Origin of the sequence: Allobosea sp. Tri-44, from assembly GCF_004123845.1 — a bacterium.
Taxonomy (GTDB): domain Bacteria; phylum Pseudomonadota; class Alphaproteobacteria; order Rhizobiales; family Beijerinckiaceae; genus Allobosea.
Map to the genome: position 1 here is coordinate 37,445 of NZ_NBDP01000036.1, position 17,184 is coordinate 54,628.

At 63.7% G+C, this 17,184-nt stretch carries 15 protein-coding genes and 1 pseudogene; 8 read left to right on the forward strand and 8 right to left on the reverse strand.

All coding sequences use genetic code 11. The annotated features are described in order from the left end of the window. Positions 1 to 7 precede the first annotated feature (7 nt). The 3 genes from B6S44_RS21525 (at position 8) to B6S44_RS21540 (ending at position 3,834) form a co-directional block, all read left to right on the forward strand. Positions 8 to 940 (forward strand): LamG domain-containing protein, encoded by a 933-nt coding sequence (locus B6S44_RS21525; protein ID WP_129158941.1) that lies wholly within the window; start codon positions 8 to 10, stop codon positions 938 to 940. Positions 941 to 2,407: 1,467 nt separating this feature from the next. Beyond that, positions 2,408 to 2,782 (forward strand): VOC family protein, encoded by a 375-nt coding sequence (locus tag B6S44_RS21535; RefSeq protein WP_129158943.1) that lies wholly within the window; start codon positions 2,408 to 2,410, stop codon positions 2,780 to 2,782. A 62-nt stretch (positions 2,783 to 2,844) separates the two neighbouring features. Continuing rightward, complete coding sequence (locus B6S44_RS21540; RefSeq protein WP_206735216.1) at positions 2,845 to 3,834, forward strand: 3'-5' exonuclease; 990 nt, start codon at positions 2,845 to 2,847, stop codon at positions 3,832 to 3,834. Positions 3,835 to 4,098: 264 nt separating this feature from the next. Here the strand turns inward: B6S44_RS21540 and B6S44_RS21545 are convergent. The 8 genes and pseudogenes from B6S44_RS21545 to B6S44_RS21580 all read right to left on the reverse strand — a co-directional run bounded on the left by B6S44_RS21545 (position 4,099) and on the right by B6S44_RS21580 (position 12,669). After that, a pseudogene (locus B6S44_RS21545) lies at positions 4,099 to 4,724 on the reverse strand (tyrosine-type recombinase/integrase). Between the two features lie 174 nt (positions 4,725 to 4,898). Then, positions 4,899 to 5,405, reverse strand: a complete 507-nt coding sequence (locus B6S44_RS21550) for a GNAT family N-acetyltransferase (protein WP_129158944.1) — start codon at positions 5,403 to 5,405, stop codon at positions 4,899 to 4,901. 31 nt (positions 5,406 to 5,436) lie between these two features. Further along, a complete protein-coding gene (locus B6S44_RS21555) occupies positions 5,437 to 6,858 on the reverse strand; it encodes an ABC transporter ATP-binding protein (protein WP_129158945.1) in 1,422 nt (473 codons plus the stop codon). After that, complete coding sequence (locus B6S44_RS21560) at positions 6,855 to 7,682, reverse strand: ABC transporter permease (protein WP_129158946.1); 828 nt, start codon at positions 7,680 to 7,682, stop codon at positions 6,855 to 6,857. The genes B6S44_RS21555 and B6S44_RS21560 overlap by 4 nt, the downstream gene beginning before the upstream one ends. Then, a complete protein-coding gene (locus B6S44_RS21565; protein WP_129158947.1) occupies positions 7,679 to 8,614 on the reverse strand; it encodes an ABC transporter permease in 936 nt (311 codons plus the stop codon). Before B6S44_RS21565 ends, B6S44_RS21560 begins: the two co-directional genes overlap by 4 nt. Positions 8,615 to 8,616: 2 nt before the next feature. Continuing rightward, on the reverse strand, positions 8,617 to 10,128 hold the full coding sequence (locus B6S44_RS21570) for an ABC transporter substrate-binding protein (RefSeq protein WP_248309696.1): 1,512 nt from the start codon (positions 10,126 to 10,128) through the stop codon (positions 8,617 to 8,619). Positions 10,129 to 10,696: 568 nt separating this feature from the next. Further along, on the reverse strand, positions 10,697 to 11,380 hold the full coding sequence (locus B6S44_RS21575; RefSeq protein ID WP_129158948.1) for an FMN-binding negative transcriptional regulator: 684 nt from the start codon (positions 11,378 to 11,380) through the stop codon (positions 10,697 to 10,699). Positions 11,381 to 11,448: 68 nt separating this feature from the next. After that, on the reverse strand, positions 11,449 to 12,669 hold the full coding sequence (locus B6S44_RS21580; protein WP_129158949.1) for a bifunctional alpha/beta hydrolase/OsmC family protein: 1,221 nt from the start codon (positions 12,667 to 12,669) through the stop codon (positions 11,449 to 11,451). 12 nt (positions 12,670 to 12,681) lie between these two features. On the opposite strand from B6S44_RS21580, the gene B6S44_RS21585 reads away from it, so the two are divergent. The 5 genes from B6S44_RS21585 (at position 12,682) to B6S44_RS21605 (ending at position 17,075) form a co-directional block, all read left to right on the forward strand. After that, on the forward strand, positions 12,682 to 13,323 hold the full coding sequence (locus tag B6S44_RS21585; protein ID WP_248309697.1) for a MarR family winged helix-turn-helix transcriptional regulator: 642 nt from the start codon (positions 12,682 to 12,684) through the stop codon (positions 13,321 to 13,323). Positions 13,324 to 13,551: 228 nt separating this feature from the next. Beyond that, positions 13,552 to 14,067, forward strand: a complete 516-nt coding sequence (locus B6S44_RS21590; protein WP_248309698.1) for a DUF417 family protein — start codon at positions 13,552 to 13,554, stop codon at positions 14,065 to 14,067. 212 nt (positions 14,068 to 14,279) lie between these two features. Further along, positions 14,280 to 15,155, forward strand: coding sequence for a LysR family transcriptional regulator (locus tag B6S44_RS21595; protein WP_129158950.1), 876 nt, complete (start codon positions 14,280 to 14,282; stop codon positions 15,153 to 15,155). 101 nt (positions 15,156 to 15,256) lie between these two features. After that, the gene (locus B6S44_RS21600) at positions 15,257 to 15,940 is read left to right on the forward strand and encodes a cytochrome P460 family protein (protein ID WP_129158951.1); all 684 of its coding nucleotides are present in this window, start codon (positions 15,257 to 15,259) and stop codon (positions 15,938 to 15,940) included. A gap of 169 nt (positions 15,941 to 16,109) precedes the next feature. Further along, entirely contained in the window at positions 16,110 to 17,075 is a 966-nt protein-coding gene (locus tag B6S44_RS21605; RefSeq protein ID WP_129158952.1) for an MBL fold metallo-hydrolase, read from the forward strand. The last annotated feature ends 109 nt before the right edge of the window (positions 17,076 to 17,184 follow it).

Consider the following 17,184-nt stretch of genomic DNA (forward strand, 5'->3'; position numbering starts at 1 on the left):
ATGAGCCATGCCGACCATGCCATCCCGCCGAACGCTCCTGCGCGCAGCCGCGGCCCTCGCGACAGCGGCAGGCGCCCGGTCCACATCGGCCGACGCACAGCAGGACGCGCCGGATCCGACGCTCGACCGCACGCTCATCTTCGATGAATCCTTCGCCAGCCTCGATCCGGCGATCTGGCAGGCCGGCCCCAAGGCGACCACCCATGAGCCTGGCTTCTATGGTCGCTCGGCCTTCAGCCGGCGCGGCGGCGAGGAAGGCTTCGACCCCTATGCGATCGTCGCCGATCCGCTGGCCTCCGGAGGTCACGCCCTCGCGATTTCGGCCCGCTATCTCGGGCGGCCGATGAACGTGCCGGCCTATTACGGCAACGCGCTGCCGGAGTTCCAGTGGATCTCCGGCAATCTCCAGACGGCACGCAGGGACGGCACCATCCTGAGAGGCTGGCGCAACGGCTATTTCGAAGCGCGGATGCGGTTCCCGGCGCATCCGCTGAGCTTCCCTGCCTTCTGGCTGATGAACGGGCGCAGCATCCTTTTCCCTGCAACCAGCGTCGAGATCGACATCGTCGAGCACAAGGGCTGGGAACACCGCCTCTACGGCGCCTATTTGCACGAATGGGGTCAGCCGGGCGAGCGGCACGAGGGGGTCGGCGTGCCCACGGAGGTCGATCTCACCAGCGGCTATTTCCGCTATGGCGGGCTGATCGACGGTGATCGTTGCGTGCTCTATTTCGAGCGCAAGCCGATCCGCGACCCGAGGACCGGCCGCGCACTCGACTGGCGGATCGGTCGTGCGAGCGAGCTCGATTCACAGGGCGACGTTTTCTGGCCCCTGATCACGCTCGCCTTGCGGTCGGACGTCCCATTTCCGCGGCCACTCAGACCGGAGGACCGAGAGGCGCAGTTGAGGGTCGACTACGTCCGTGTCTACGGCAGCTAGAGCATTTCCGCGTTTCTCCGAATCGCAGAAATGCTCCAGGTCCTTGTTTTATCGCATTTTCTTCACGCGAACCGGTACCCACTTCGCTGGAAAATGCTCTAGCCGCAGGGCTTGGTGATCCGGCGCGCTCCGATGAAGCTTGCCAAATCGATCGACAGCGGTGTGCGGAAACATAAATCTCTGACTCTCTCTGCGGAGATTTCCTCGAAATATCAATGGGTCTCGGCTTTGCGCACTCGGTGATCTCTGACTCGCCTAAGCCAGATACCAGACTCGATCTTCGGCGCTTCGCAAAAGCCTGACTCATCGAAAAATGCTCCAAAGTTTTGCTCTGCGGAGGTCTTCCAGCGCTGCCAGTCGGCGTCGGGAGCGGCCGATCGCCCACGTCCTGGCTCGCACGGCGTCAAAAAAAGCTCGTCCCCATTGAGCCGACTTTCATGAAAGTCTGACCTCGAATGTCCCACGCGTCGGAGAACGGTGGCTCGCAGTAATCAAGTGACGTTAAAAGCGGCCTCTTCGGCACAATCCAAACAGCGCTTGCCTCCGCGAGCTCATAGCCTCGCTCAAGTCGACGCGCCTGTTGGCTCGTCGCCTCGATGCATCGCCGTTGCACTGCTGGGGCTGCCGAAAGCGCCGTTAAGACCGCGTGTTCGGAACCGAACGATCACAGGATGGCTCAAACCTCAAACCGCGGATCACGCCAAAACGCGCCTCGTGGATCTCAATTAACGAAGAATTTCGACTCACAATTGGACTTCTACTCACAACTTAGACTCAATAGATTTGCTAAACGAGAATACGAGACTCAGCGCAGAGATCGAGCCTGTCGGTCCAAGGCCGGTAAATCGCGACTGTCCGTCTCCATCAGGCTTGATGATGATCTGAACAGCCGAGTGCAGGATTTCGGCGCACCGCTCGGCCGAACGCTCCATCGGATCAAGCGACAGACGACGCTCAGCATGTCGGGTGAGATCGGAGGGCCCGATAGCGCGCACCAGGCCCCCTTCAAGGCACTTCGCTCCAATCGGTCGGGCTGCAGCCAATGGCCCACCAAAGCAAAAGGTGGCTGTCGAGCTGGAGGACAGGGAATGAAGTTTCTTGTGCCGAATACGATCGGTGATGTTGCTGGGGCCACGATGCACCGACTGGATTCCGAGATCAGAAGAATAGGCCTACGGCCTGACGGGAGGGGCGCCTTGCGAGAGAGATGGCCTCTCGTAGCTCAGCTGACGGACAACCTTACCTCTCGGGCCGCATTTTCTCAGAAGTCAGACTCCTAGCTGTCCTCAGCCGCAAAATTCAGACTCACTCAGCTGGCCTCCGGCGATGGAAATTCGGCTAGGGTCTACGAAGGTGTGCGCGAGGATCCAGTGTCGAACCTGTATTCCTCCGGATCGAGCCACGCCTGGGCGATCAACTCCGAGCACGACTGATATCGTCCGGCAAAGGCCATTTCTGGAGAGAAGCATGTTCACTCACGTCATGATAGGCAGTAACAACCTGGAGCGGGCTCGCGATTTCTACGATGCCACATTCGCCGCGTTGGGAGGCGAGCCCGGCGAGATGGATGCGCGAGGCCGGCTGATCTATGCCCACGAGGGCGGCCGGCTAATGATCACGAAGCCGATCGACGGCAATCCGGCGACCGCGGCCAATGGTGGGACCGTCGGTATCGCCGCTGCGAGCCGTGACCATGTCCTCGCCTGGCACAAGGCCGGCACCACGCATGGCGGGACGGCGATCGAGACCCCACCCAGCGAGCGCCCGAACGGAGCCTTCGTTGCCTATCTTCGCGATCCCGACGGAAACAAGCTCACCGCGCGCTCCCAGCCGACGAAGTAGACGTTGCCTCTTAGCGAAGATGTAATTGCGCGCCGGCCGCGTAAGGAACAGACAGCTACGACATGAAGACGAGTTCTGCTCAAATCGATCTATTTGACGACGCGCCGGGTCACCGGGAGGCGCCCAGGCCGGCACCGAGGAAGCGCCCGGCCGCGGCACCTGCAATGGCCGGTTGGAACGATGAGGAAGCAGCTCAACGGCTGGAGCAAAGCGGTCGCTTCCGTATCCTCCGGAAACTGGAGCCGCGCCCAATCATCCCGCGCGCCCAAAGCGTGTTTCCAAACCTCGCGGTTCTTGTCGACACCGAGACGACTGGTCTGCACCACGCCAAAGACGAGATCATCGAAATTGGCGCGGTTGCATTCACCTACGATGATGAGGGCGTGATCGGCGATGTCGTGGGCGTCTACAGCAGCCTTCGTCAGCCGTCGGAACCGATCCCAGCGGAAATCACGCGACTGACTGGGATCACCGATGAGATGGTTGCTGGGCTCGAAATCGACATCGCAGCGCTTAATGCGCTGGTTGAGCCTGCAGATCTAGTTGTCGCCCATAACGCCGCATTCGACCGGCCGTTTTGCGAGAAGCTCTTCCCGACCTTCGCGTCGAAGCCCTGGGCATGCTCCGTTAAGGAGATCCTATGGACGGATCTTGGCTTCGAGGGAAACAAACTCGGTTACCTCGTTGGTCAATCCGGTTTGTTTCATGAGGGGCATCGAGCGACGGACGACTGTCACGCGCTTTTGGAGGTTCTGGCGAGACCGGCAGGAGATGATGGCGCTCGGCCATTCTCTGCACTTCTGCGATCCAGCCAGCAGTGTCGGGTTCGGATTTATGCGGAGAACGCGCCCTTCGACATGAAGGACCATCTCAAAAGCAGAGGCTATCGCTGGTCCGACGGCAGCGACGGTCGACCCAGAGCATGGTGGATCGAGATCGATGAAGAACTCCGAGAGGACGAGTTCCGCTATCTGCGTACCGAGATCTATTGCTGGGAAGACGCCGAGCCGCTGACATTGCGGCTCACGGCGCTCGATCGATATCGCGCGTAGCCGTCTGCTACGTGAACTACTGGCGTGGGGGGCGCACTCCGGAGCTAACATCAATGGCCAACCCAGGGTGGCGGCGCAGCGAGATGCCTCCTCGGCAATTTTAAAGCTTACGCGGAGGAACGACGGCCGGATCGCGCCTTCCTGACATTCGGGCTTTGCCATTAAGCGGACATTCCAGCGCACCCGAGGTCATCCGGCTCCGTGGCGGAGATCACGGGATTTTCGGTCTGCAACGGCGCGGCGGGAGCTGCCGCGCCGTCTCGATCAGATATCGGTCTGTTCAGACAAGATTAGAGCGTCATCGACCTCAATTCCGAGGTAGCGGACTGTGCTCTCCAGTTTCGAGTGGCCGAGCAGCAGCTGGCAGGCGCGCAGGTTTCCAGTGCGCTTGTAGATCAACGCGACCTTGGTCCGCCTCAGGCTGTGCGTGCCGTATTGAGCGGGATCAAGACCGATGAGCGAAACCCAATCATCAAGCAGGCGTCATATTGACGGGTTGTGACGTGGTCTCCTGTATGGCTGCGGCTGGGAAACAGCCAGTCGGCATCCATGGACGGCCGGCGACGGAACCAGGCGGTCAACGCTTCGCGCGTTGGATCAGTCAGTTCGAAGGGCACGGGTCGGCCCGTCTTCTGCTGGACGATCGAGGTCCGCAATCTCACCGTGCCGCCAAGCACGACATCGCTGATGCGAAGGCGAACAAGGTCGCAGCCGCGAAGCTTGCGGTCGATCGCCGGGTTGAACATGGCGAGATCGCGGACGCGATGATCGTGCTGAAGCCGGGTTCGGATTGCCCAGATGTGACGTGGCTTCAGCGGAGGCTTTGGACCAATCAAGCGTCCCGTAATCCAGGCGGGACGCTGAGCGACTTTGGGCTGCTCAATAAGCATAGTGCATCCTCCTCAGGAGGCCGCATCCAACCGCAGCATACCACCGTCGATGAGGTTTCTGCGCGTCCAAGCGCCGGCTGATCGCGCAAACCGCACATGCTGACCTTGGTGCGTCAGCAGCACCTGACCATTGGAGTTCCCCAGTATATCGCGGGGCTGTCGTAGTTGGCCTGCTCACCCGATAACCTTTTGGAACCAGGTCGAGCTGATCCAGACGTCTCCCTTGCGGGCATACTCCCGGAAGGTACCGACCTCCTCGAAGCCGCATTTGAGGTGAAGGGCATTGGATGCTGCATTGGGTTGCGCGACGCCGGCAACCGCCAGATGTACCTCTTCCGTTCGGAGGAGCTCGAAGAGCGCGGCATAGAGCCGTGCGCCCAGGCCGGCTCCGCGGCGGTCCGGCTGCAGGTAGATACTGGTTTCGACCGTCGCATCGAAGGCGGGCGTCGGCCGATACCGGCTGCTATAGGCGCAGCCGAGAATCCCCGCCGCGTCCTCGGCGACGAGGAGGCGATAGGGCCCGGCGCCGTAGCCGTCGAACCAGGATTTGCGCCCCTCGACCGTCTGCAGCTCCGTTGTGAACATCGCATGCGTATGCGCGATGTAATGATTGGCGAGCGCGACCAGGGCCGGCAGATCGGTCTCCCGCGCGGCTCTGATCGAGATGTCGTTTCTGACCATGGCGATCGCCCAGTCCTGCCTCGGCTCGTCATCAGGGATTTTCGGGTGAGCCGAGCGTCAGGATGCGCCGCGCGACCATTTCTGCAAGTGCGGTCTCGTGCGTCACCATCAGAAGGCTCAGCCCGCGCTCGCGGACGGCTTCGATCAGGATCGCGAAGACGTCCTTCTGACTGACGGGATCGAGACGCGAGGTCGCTTCGTCGGCGAAGAGGAAGACCGGGTCGAGCAGCAGCGCGCGCAGGATCGCGAAGCGCTGCAACTCGCCACCCGACACCTCGTTGGGGCGACGATCGAGCAGCTCCCGTCCGAGCCCGAAGCGCGCCATGCTGGCCTCGGCCCTCGCCCAGTCGAGCCCATGCAGCTTCAACAGGTCGCCGAGGCTTTGCCGCACGGTCTGGTGCGGCGCGAAGGCGGCCGGCGGGTCCTGATAGAGCTTCTGGAAACGGGTCGGCGCCAGGCCGGCGGCGCGTTCCACCGCTCCGTGGTCGGGCGCGACGAGGCCGAGCAGGATGTTGCCGACCGTCGTCTTGCCGCAGCCGCTGGGGCCGACGATCGCGACGATTTCGCCACGCCTGACGGATACGTCCAACCCCTCGAAGAGGGCCCGCTCGCCGAAACGCTTGGCGAGCCCGCGGGCCGAGACCACGGCCTCGCCAGCCGCGGGCAGCGGGAAGCTCGGCCATTTCGCCGGGTCCGCCGCGATCAGGGCACGGGCGTAGTCGTGGCGCGGCGCTTCGAGAACCTGTTCCGCGGGCCCGAACTCGACGAGCGCGCCATCATGCATGACCCCCACCATGCCGCCGAGCGCGCCCGCGACCGCAATGTCATGCGTGATGGTGAGCAGCAGGCGGCCCTGCTCGACCTCCTGGCGCAGCCGCGTGACCACGCCGTCGCGCAGCGCCGCATCGAGCCCCTTGGTCGGTTCGTCGGCGATCAGGAGAGAGGCGCCCGCGGCATGGGTGACCGCGATGGCGGCGCGCTGGCACATGCCGCCCGAGAGCTCGTGCGGATAGGCCTGGGCGCGATCGCCCAGCCCGACTTCGGCGAGGTCCGAACGCATCCTCGTCGTGGTGTCCGCCGACCCAAGGCCGTGCAGGTATTGGTGGACCTCGCCGACCTGCCCAGCGATCCGCATGGTCGGATCGAGCGCGAGCCAGGGCTCCTGCGGCAGGATGGCGATCGTCCGGCCCCAGCGGGCCCGAATCTGCGCCGGGCTGCCGGCAAGGAGATCCTCCCCGTCCAGCGTGATGGCGCCCCGAGCCGAGAGGCCGGTCGGAAGGCTTCCCATGATGGCATGAGCCACGAGGGATTTGCCGGAGCCGCTGGCGCCCAGCAGCGTGACCGGCCGGCCCTGCGCCAGCGTGAAGGCGACGTCGCGCACGATGGTCGTCTCGCCCGCCGAAATCGCGAGATCGGAAACCGTCAGGGATTGGAACCGCACGGGAGCGTTCATCGCACATCGCTCCGCGTCGCGAGCTGGAGTCCCAGCACCAGCAGGAAGATCAATACCCCCGGCATCAGCACATGCAGCGGCGCCTCTGCGTAATAGGGCAGAAGCTCGACGACCATCGCGCCGAGCTCCGGCGTCGGCGGGCGCAGGCCCACGCTGATCGCGCTCAGGGTCGAGATCGCGATGATCGCGGTCGACATGGCGAAGGCCGACAGGGTGATCAGGATCGGCGCGATCTCGGGCAGGACCAGACTGCGCAGGATGTAGCCTGTGCCGAAGCCCAGAAGCTGGGTCGCCTCGACATGCGGCTGCCTCAGGACGCCGGCTGCCGTGACGCGCGTGACGCGATAGAACTCGATCCAGAGGGTTAGCGCGAGGCCGAGATAGAGCGGCCCGAACGTGCCGGGGGCGAAGGCGAGGAGGATCAGGACCAGGAGCAGTCCCGGCAGGGCGAGCAGAACGGTCGACGCCAGGTCGAGGATGCGCTCCAGCCAGCCGCCGCGCCAGGCGGCGAGAAGACCGAGCAGGATGCCGGGCAGGGCGGCGGTCGCCACCGTCAGCAGCGCCATGCCGAAGGAGAGCTGGGCCCCGTAGGCAAGGCGGACCAGCATGCTCCGCCCGTAATGATCGGCGCCCAGCCAATAGTCGGCCCCCGACGGAGCGAGGCTGGCCGCAAGATCCTGTTCGGTCGGGTCGACCGAGACGAGCAGCGGCCCCAGCAGGGCGAACGCGGCCAGCACGCCGAGCAGCGCAATCCCGGCCCTGCGCGAAGGCGTCAGCCAGGCGCGCTGCGTGATGGGAACGAGGGTGGCGTCGGCGATGCTCATGTGCGTTTGGGCCTTGGGTCGAGCCAGTGGCAGGCGAGGTCGACCAGCATTGCGATGACCACGAAGAGCAGGCCCATGGCGAGCGCCGTGCCCTGCACCATCGGCACGTCGCGCGCGATCACCGCATGGACCAGCGCATGGCCGATGCCGGGGATGCCGAACAGCGTCTCCACGACGACGACACCCTCGATGAGATAGATCGCCTGCAAGGCGAGATAGGAGATGACGGGGATGGCCGCATTGCGCAGCACGTGCCGGCGCACGACCACGGGCTCCGGCAAGCCTTTCAGCCGCGCGAAGGCGAGATACGGCGTGCGCGCCACGGCTGCCACGGCGTCGCGCGCGACGCGGCTCGACACGGCCGCGAGCCCGAGTGCCAATGTCAGGGCCGGCAGAGCCAGATCGCGCCAGGTGCCGTAGCCCGCCGGCGGAAACAGACCAAGCAGCATTGCGAAGACGAGGATCAACAGCAGCCCAAGCACGAAGGGTGGCAGCGAACGCAGGACGATCGCGCCCGCGAGGGAGCCGTTGTCGACCCAGCCGCCGCGCCGCAACCCGGCCAGGAGGCCGATCGGCGGGCCGAGCAGCAGGGACAGCACGAGCGCCGACCCGGAGAGCCAGAGCGTGGCGCCGAGCTGAATCCGCAATTCCCTGGCGATGGACAGGCCGGTCACAACGGAGTGGCCGAGATCGAGCCGCGCCAACTGACCGAGCGATGCGCCGATCTGGACGAAAAGCGGCTGATCCAGGCCGAGTTCGCGACGAACGACCTCGGCTGCCTCCGTGATATTGGCGTCCGGTCCGTAGCGACCGGCGGCGATCCGCATCGCCGGATCGCCGGGCAGGGCGCGCACGAGCACGAAGCAGAGGATGCCGACGACGAGCACCACCAGCCCGGCCTGGAGCAGCCGGGCGAGAACGAGACGCTTCATCCTCACTGCGCCCAGCGGATAGAAGCGAGCCCGTAATTCACCTCGAGGGGGTCGATCCGCAGGCCAGTGACGCGCTTGCTGGCGACGATGGCGAGCTCCGACCAGGTCACAGGAATGCTCGGCAGTTCGCTCTGGAGGATCGCGATCGCCCGCTTCTGCATCGGCGCGCGCGCGGCGGGGTTGCTGGTCTGCGCCATGGTCTCGACGAGGGCATTGAGCTCGTCATTGGCCCATCCGGTCGCGCCCCAATCGCTGCCGCCGGATTTGTAATCGTCGCGCAACGTGCCAATGGCATCGGGCACGAGGGAATAGAGCCGGGAGACTAGGCCCATCTCCAGGGTGCCGTCCTTATGGCGGGCGGGGATCTCGGAGCTGTTGCCGACCGAGACCTTGGCGTCGATGCCGACCTGCTTCAATTGCGCCTGAATCGCCGTGGCGATCGGCGGCAGCTCCGGCCAGCTCGCATAGGTCAGCAGCGTGAAGGAGAAGGGCTTGCCATCCTTCTGGAGGATGCCGTCCGCGCCAGGCGTCCAGCCGGCCTCGGCGAGCAAAGCCTTCGCGGCCGCAAGGTCGCGTTTCAGCGGCGGCAGTTCAGCGTTGTTCCAGCCCGCCAGCGCCTTGGGGAAGAGCTGTGTCGCAGCGAGATCGGCGTTTCGGAGGATGACCCGCGTGATGCCTTCGCGGTCGAGTGCCGCGCTGATCGCGCGTCTCACCCGCACATCCGTGAACAGAGGTGACGCGGCGTTGACCTTGAGCAGCCTCGTACGGGGGATCGTGGCGACGCGGACGTCGAGGTTCGGATTGCGCTTCAGCCGTTCGACCGACACGGGCAGCATCGAGAAGACGAGATCGGCCTCGCCGCTTTCGGCCATGAGAGCCCGGGTCTCGCCCTGGCCGACCGCCTGATAGCTCACCTCGTCGATACCAGGCTTTGCGCCCGTCCATTCCGTAGCGGCTTCGAGCTGCATGTTGAGCGGCGGTGTCAGGCTCTTCACGCGATAAGGGCCCGAGCCCACTTTCCGCTCGACCTTCCCCGAGGATCCGATCGAGGACGGGGCGAGAATGATGGTGGTGAAGTTGACGAGATAGGCCGGCAGCGCAGCGAAAGGCTTCGACAGGCGAACGACCACGTCCTGTCCGTCAGGTTCAACGCTCGCGACCGGCGCCTGGCTGAACACGCCGGCGCCGCCATGGACCTTGCGCAAGGTCTCGGACACGATCGCCGCGGTGACAGGGCGCCCGTCGTGAAACCGCGCCGCTTCGCGGAGACGGAAGCGCCAGGTCAGTCCGTCCTCGGCGGCGGACCAGGACGTCGCCAGACCCGGCGTCAGCTTGCCATCTGCATCGACGGAGACGAGCGTCTCTGCCACCTGCATCCGGCTGAAGATGTAGCCGGACTGCGCTGGATCGATCCCGGCGATCTCCCAGGGGCCGACGACCTTCAGCGGCTTGGCCGTGGCGAGGCCTGTCATCGACAGCACCGCGACGGCAATCGCAACCCATTTGTTCGACACAATAAGCTCCGTGAAACGTTATAATGTTGCGATTACCGGTGTCGCGTCGACTATGCAAGGCTTAGCGGGCACATCATGCCAGTGCTGCTCTTTGCAGGCTGTCTGTGCGTAGCGGCGCCTCTGGCGGCCGCAGCGGTTGCATTGACCGCTCTCGGAGCAGGCTTGAGACGACCAGGTTTTGAGTGGCGCTTCAGGACACGAACGGCAACTGGCACTCTTTGAAAGTCCGGCAAATGCCCTAGCTTGAGCTTTGCCGCGAGGCGGCGGCCTATCGTAGACTCTGCCTCAGCCACCAAACACCCTGGCAAATCCCATGGGGCGGAGCGACCATGACAGGTCCTCTCAGCGAAACGTGGCATCGGCTGACCAGCGCAAAAGCCGACTTTGGAATTCCGTCTGGAACCGGACGCAACACCTCAGGAGCTGGGTTGACGATGTAGCTGACAATCACCGATGCGACCGCAAACCCGGCCCATCTACGTCCGGAATTCTCAAACCCATGGTAGGGCCGCATGATGCAGCGAAGGAGCAGGCTTGCGTCGCCATCGGATCTCTGTGCTGTACCCCATCAGGCGGTTCGCAGCGCACGAAGCTGGGCCCTCAGCGAGGCGGGAGTGCCATCATAGCCGGCAACGAGCCGAGCGATCACGTGGTCGTCCTGCAGGGCGCGGCTTCTCAGTCCTTCGACCACGCCAGGCCTATCGTCCGGCACGTCGCCATGGCTCAGTTTCGCGATCAGATCGAACTCGTCGATTTCCAAACGGTAGCCTTGAATCGCGCGTCGCCAGCCTTCCCAAAGCTGCGGCGCGAGCTCCTCCAGGCGCCACCCGTCTTGCGGCTCATGTGCCAGGACCAGATCAGCGATCTGCGCCTGCAGCGCCTCGTCGGGCATGAACTCCAGGCGGCCGCGCATAACGAGGCTCACATAATTGTAGGTCGGGGCGGTCCGGCTGCGATCGCGGTTCGCCCCCTGGAAGCTGGCGTTAAACCAACTCGGCGAGATGGCGGCACCCGGCCCCTGCACCAATATGGTCACGGGCGTGCCGGGTGTCATCAAGGGGGCGATCGGATTGACCCGCGCCAGATGAAATTCCAACGCTCCCGCCGCGGCGCGGCCGTCACGAAACGTGAGTGGTGCCTGCGCCACCATCGGTCCTCGGTCGCCGTTCACCATGAAGGTGGCGAAAGGGAACGTTTCCACCATGTCGTGCACGAGGGACGGGTCGGCGTGCTTGTACTCCGCATAATGCATCTTACTGACTCCTTGGTTGGCTGAAAGATCGCAGAGCGCTGCCCAAAAAATGAGTTAGCGGACGGTCGCTATGTGGCGCCCGACGTGACCGCCTCGGTGGTCACCATGTCGACGTGTCGGACGAGGGTGCGGTGAACGGGGCAACGGTCGGCGACCTTCAGGAGTAAGGCGCGCTGTTCGTCCGACAACGTTCCGTGAAACGCGATACGCCTCGTGATGCGTTCCATCCGCCCCTCACCGGCCGCGCAGTCGTCGTGATGGATGCGGTCATGGCTGAGGCCGATTGAGACGCCTTCAAGGGGAATGCCTTCCCGTCCGGCGAATAATCGCAACGTCATGGACGTGCATGCGCCAAGAGACGCCAACAGCAGGTCATATGGCGTTGGGCCGGCGTTGACGCCTCCGGCGCCGACGGGTTCATCCGACGCGAACTGGTGCGGACCTGCTGTAATTTCCTGCAGGAACTTGCCCTCCGTCGACCGAACCTTCACGGTTCCCTCGACCTGCGGATCGGCGTCCGGCTCGTCTCTTCGATCGATGTACCGGTCAGCCCAAGCCGTGATCATACCGGCCACCTGGTCTGCATAGCTCCTGTCAGCCAGGAAATGATCGGCGCCATCGAGAGCGATGAACGACTTGGGATGCCGGGCGGCGTCGAAGATATCGCGCGCATGATCGATGCCGACGACATCATCGGTCGGCGAATGCAGCACCAGGAGAGCGCGCTTCAGGTCGGCCAGGCGCTTAAGCTGATCCTGGCCCCGAGAGGCGGCGATGAAGTCGCGTCCGATCACGACCGAGCGACCGCCGATCGTCACTTTCGCCTCGCCGCTGCGCTCGATCTCATCGAGCCCAGGTCCGAAATGTCGCAGCGCATGGGCCGGATCGAACGGCGCGCCGATCGTCACGACCGCCCTTGCACCGAAAATGCAGCCGGCCGCCGCGATGACGGCGGCGCCGCCCAGCGAGTGCCCGATGAGGAGGGCGGGACTCGAACGCCGCTCGGACATGTATCGCGCGGCCGCCTTCAGGTCGTCGATGTTCGCGGCGAAATGACTGTCGGCGAATTTGCCCCCGCTCGCACCGAGGCCGGTGAAGTCGAAGCGCAACGTGCCGATGCCGCGGAGCGCGAGCGCCTCGCTGATCCGCCGAGCGGCATGGCTCTGCGAGGAGCAACTGAAGCAGTGCGCGAAAAGAGCGTAGGCCCTGGGCGTCCTGGCAGGAAGGTCGAGGACGCCCGCTAAGCCGATTCCGCCAGAGCTGCGGAAGGACACTTTTTCAGTTCGCATGTCGTCTTTCCCGTGTTGTGGGTCGTTCGCGAAGAAGGCTCGCGCGACTCGATCGACGCCTCCAAAACTCTATGCTTGATGCATGTAAATGAACCGGTAGTTGAAGTCTATGCGCCCCGCACATATTATCGAGGGATGGACGCGATTCGGGACAGAAACGTATTCGGCGCGCTCGCCTTGATGGTCAGCGACGATATCGTTCGGGCGGCATCATCGTTCGCTCCAGAAGCTGGACCGGCCGCGGCGGCACTGGCGCTTCTCGATCACGAGCCCGGCCTTTCGATCCGCACACTTGCCGCTGGGGTCGGGCTGTCACATGCCGGCACCGTACGTCTGGTCGACAGGCTGGTTTCCGATGGTTTGGTCGAACGTCGAGGTCACGCAACCGACGGACGCACGAGGGCGCTTCACCTGACCATGGCAGGCCAGCGGGCTAGCGCGGCCTTGCTGGGAGCGCGCGACAATGCCCTCGCGCGCGGGCTTGCGGTATTGAGCCCGGAAGAATTGGTGACGCTGAGCGAGCTGTCCGGTCGCGTGCTGAGAGCATGCTTGCGCGACGTGGAACACGCCTATCACATCTGCCGGCTGTGTTCGTATGGAAGCTGCACCAACTGCCCGGTCGAGGACGAGCTACGCGAGCGCGGATCGATCTGAAGCGCCGGCCCAGCTCGCGAGTTGCAGCTCGGCGCTTTCGCTGAAGCGATATCGATGACTTAGGGCCATCGACTGACCCGACCGCATGACAACGTGCGATGCGGGCAGTCCACTGCAGCGCCATCCCATCCCCAGTCAGAACGCTTACGGCGAAACTAAATATGCATGGCGCATAGACATTGGCCTTCCAATTATGTATGCTTAGCGCACACAAATTGGAGATCGACCATGAAAAACATGACTCGCAACCCCGCTTCCGCGCAGTCGACGACGCCCCTCGCCGTTGCGTATTCCGGCCATGCCGTCGCGATCGGGCGGGGCGTCGCGCTCGCCGGCGTCGTGATCCCCTTGGTGATGATCGGGATCCTGAAGTTCACGCAGTACGAGATCGACGCCCTCAAGCCGCTGATCGGTGCCACGCCTTGGCTTGCCTGGCTTTACGTGGTCTTCGGCTTCGCCGGCACCGCCTACCTGTTGGGTGTCGTGGAACTCATCACCGCCGCCCTCTTCATCGCCTCGCCCTGGTCGGCCAGAGCCGGTATCGCAGCTGGTGCGTTGGGTTCGCTCGCCTTTGCCACGACGAGCTCGACACTGCTTGCATTCCCGATCTGGGAGCCTACGGCAGGCGGTTTTCCCTTCCTGAACTTCGTCGGCACCTTCCTCATTAAGGATATCGCCCTCCTCGGCGTCAGCCTTGTCGTGCTGGGCGAAGGCTTGGCACGCAACGGCATCGGGACGCGCTGAACGCGCCCCATCGATACGTTCAAACGACGTCACGCAGTGCGAGGCGTCGTTCGTCCCGAGATCACCGAATAACGGGCCGGCCGACCGATCAATGAAAGTTTTCTCGCACACTGAAAATGACGCGCACGGCATCTGTGGCGACCTTCGATACCGAAGGGCTGCCACCGATCGCTCGGTATCGGGCCCGCGCTATGCCGTGAAGGTGGATCGAGATGGATCTCAATCAGATAGGCTACTTCGTCAACTTGGCCGAGACGCTGAACTTCACCGCTGCCGCGCGGCTCAGCGGCGTGTCGCAGCCCAGTCTGACGCGGGCAATTCAGCGCCTGGAGGAGGAGTTCGGCGGGCCTCTCATCTATCGTGATGGCAAGCATAGTCGCCTGACGGCGCTCGGTCATGACGTCTACGCCGAGTTTCGCAGCGTGCGGGTCGCGCTGAGCAACGTACGGGAGCATGCCGAGATCGCGACATCGGGTCGACGGCGCGTCCTAGACATCGCCGTCGCAGCGACGGTCGGTCCCGGCACCTTCGCCGCATTCTTCCATAGCGCCATTGGCCGACTTCCTTCCGTGGTCATCCAGGTGCATGCGCTTCGACACGGCGAAGGCTCGGACGATGTGCTCTCGGGCAAGTACCACGCCTGCATCTTGCCGAGGGAGCCGCGAGCCGACCGAAAGCTCGATGTCCTTGCCTTGTTCCGGGAGCGTCTGCTGCTGGCCTGCTGCAAGGACCATCCGCTTGCCGGGCGCGACGTCGTGAGCCTGGATGACGTGGCGGCCTATCCGTACGTGGATCGGCTTGCCTGCGAAGTCCGCCGCCAGGTCGCTGGACACTTCGTAACCCGCGCCAACGTCATGCGTCCGCGTTTTCGCGCCGAGCGCGAGGATTGGGTACAGGCGATGGTCGCCAGGACGTTGGCAGTCTGCATCCTGCCGGAGCGGTCCGTCGTGATGCCGGGATTGGTCACCCGTCCGGTGGACGGCCTGTCCATCGAACGCGAGTTGGTTCTGGTCACCGTCTCCGGTTCGGGCACCCCAGTCGAGATTCGCGAGATCGCGCAAATGGCGTCGCGGTACGACTGGACCTGACCGACGCAATTCGTCTCCGTTGCAGCGTATCAAAACTATACGCCCAGTGCATTGGAAGCGTTTCGCAGTGAATGTCATCATGAAGTGAGAAGGAGAATTCCATGAAACGCACCGCGATCATCGCAGGCATTCTCGGCCTGGGCTTATTGGCGGCAAGCTGGACGAACAGCGAAAGCCAGGCCCCGAGCTCGGACGCCAAGATCGCGCTGCCTTCGGCCAAGCTTGTTTTTAACGAGAACGGAGAAGCTGCCCTTCCGCGCGGCTACCGCACGTGGGTGCACACCTACACGGCGTGGGAACCGATCACCGAGTCGCTGCTCGATGAAAAAACGACCCAAACACCGGAGTTTCACAACGTATATGTCGAGCCGAACGCCTACAGAAACTACATGCTGACCGGCAAGTGGCCGGAAGGTACTCTCATCGTGAAGGAGTTCAGCTTCACGAGCACCGACAAGGCCAACTGCGACGGGCCGCCTGCCTATCTGTGCAATGCCTGGTTCGGCAAGGTCATCTTCCAGCACGGCTACACCGGTATCGCCCTCATGCTCAAGGACACGAAGCGTTATCCGGCGGAAGCTGGTGGTTGGGCGTACTTCTCCTATGGGCACCAGCAGCCGCCCTACAAGGCGTCGTCGGCTCCCCATGACCGGGCGCGGTGCGCGCAGTGCCACATCGATCGCGCGGGTCCTGCGCTGGATTACGTGCTTTCGACGAACCAGCCCGGCTTTAGCCGGCAGGGCGACGACGCTGCGAACAACCTCGCGGCGGCATTCCCGGACTGATAAATCCAGGCAGACAGGAAGACCCTACTTGGCGCGCCTGCCTCGCCGACCAGCCAGTTCGTGAGGAATCGTGCTCGTAGGCACAATTGGCCAAGAACGGCTGTGAGCGCTCAGCAGCGACTTTGCTAGGCGTGTCTGTAACTAAACTCAGTCCGAAGGACACAGCAATATGGATCGCCGCGACTTCCTAACAATGTCGGCCGCCAGCCTCTTCACGACGACAACTTCGAGTGCCGTTCATGCGGCGGCGACCCCTGTGCGGACCCAGGCGCCGGGATTTTACCGGCTGGACCTCGGCGGCACTGAAATTACGGCTCTCTCCGATGGCTCAATTCCCGTTCCGCTGGATAGTCTGTACTCTAACACCACGCCCGCTCGCGTCCGCACCGTGCTCGATCATGCCTTTATCGGCTCGCCGGCAGATCTTTCCGTTAACGCGTACCTGGTCAACACTGGCGATCGGCTTGTTCTGATCGATGCCGGCACAGGCCGGTTTCTCGGCCCGGAACTGGGTCTCCTGCCGGCCGCGCTTCAATCCGCCGGGTATTCCCCCGATCAGGTCGACGACGTGATCCTCACGCATGTTCACGCGGATCATTCAGGCGGGCTGATCCTCGACGGCCGGCCACTCTTTGGAAACGCCACAGTCCACGTCAACAACCGCGAGATCGGCTATTGGCTCGACCGGGGGCAACGCACCAAGGCCGCCGACCGGGACAAACACCACTTCGTGGAAGCGGAAGCGTGTCTGGGCCCTTACGCGGCAGCGCAACGTCTCCGCGGGTTCTCCGACAATGCCGATCCATTGCCTGGCTTCGGCTCGATCTGGCTGCCTGGCCATACGCCGGGGCACAGCGCCATCGTGGTCGAGAGGGGGACCAGAAAGCTTGTATTATGGGGGGACGTCACGCATGGCGACGTCGTCCAGTTCGGCGAGCCTAGCGTCACGATCGAGTTCGACGTTGATCCGCAGCAGGCGGCACTAAGCAGGGCTAAAGCGTTCGCGGATGCCGCCGAGCATCGCTACTGGGTCGCAGGTGCGCACATCGCCTTTCCCGGAATTGGGCATGTTCGGCGCGAGAAGGATATGTTCGGCTGGGTGGCAAAGAATTTTAGCCGACGCGGCTTACTGTAGCGGCCGTCCACGAGGCTGCTAGATACCATACCTCGGGCGCGCCCTCCTTTCGCGTCCGCGTCACGTCAGCGCCACAAGTGCCAGACGCTGGTCCGGACGAGATGCGCCA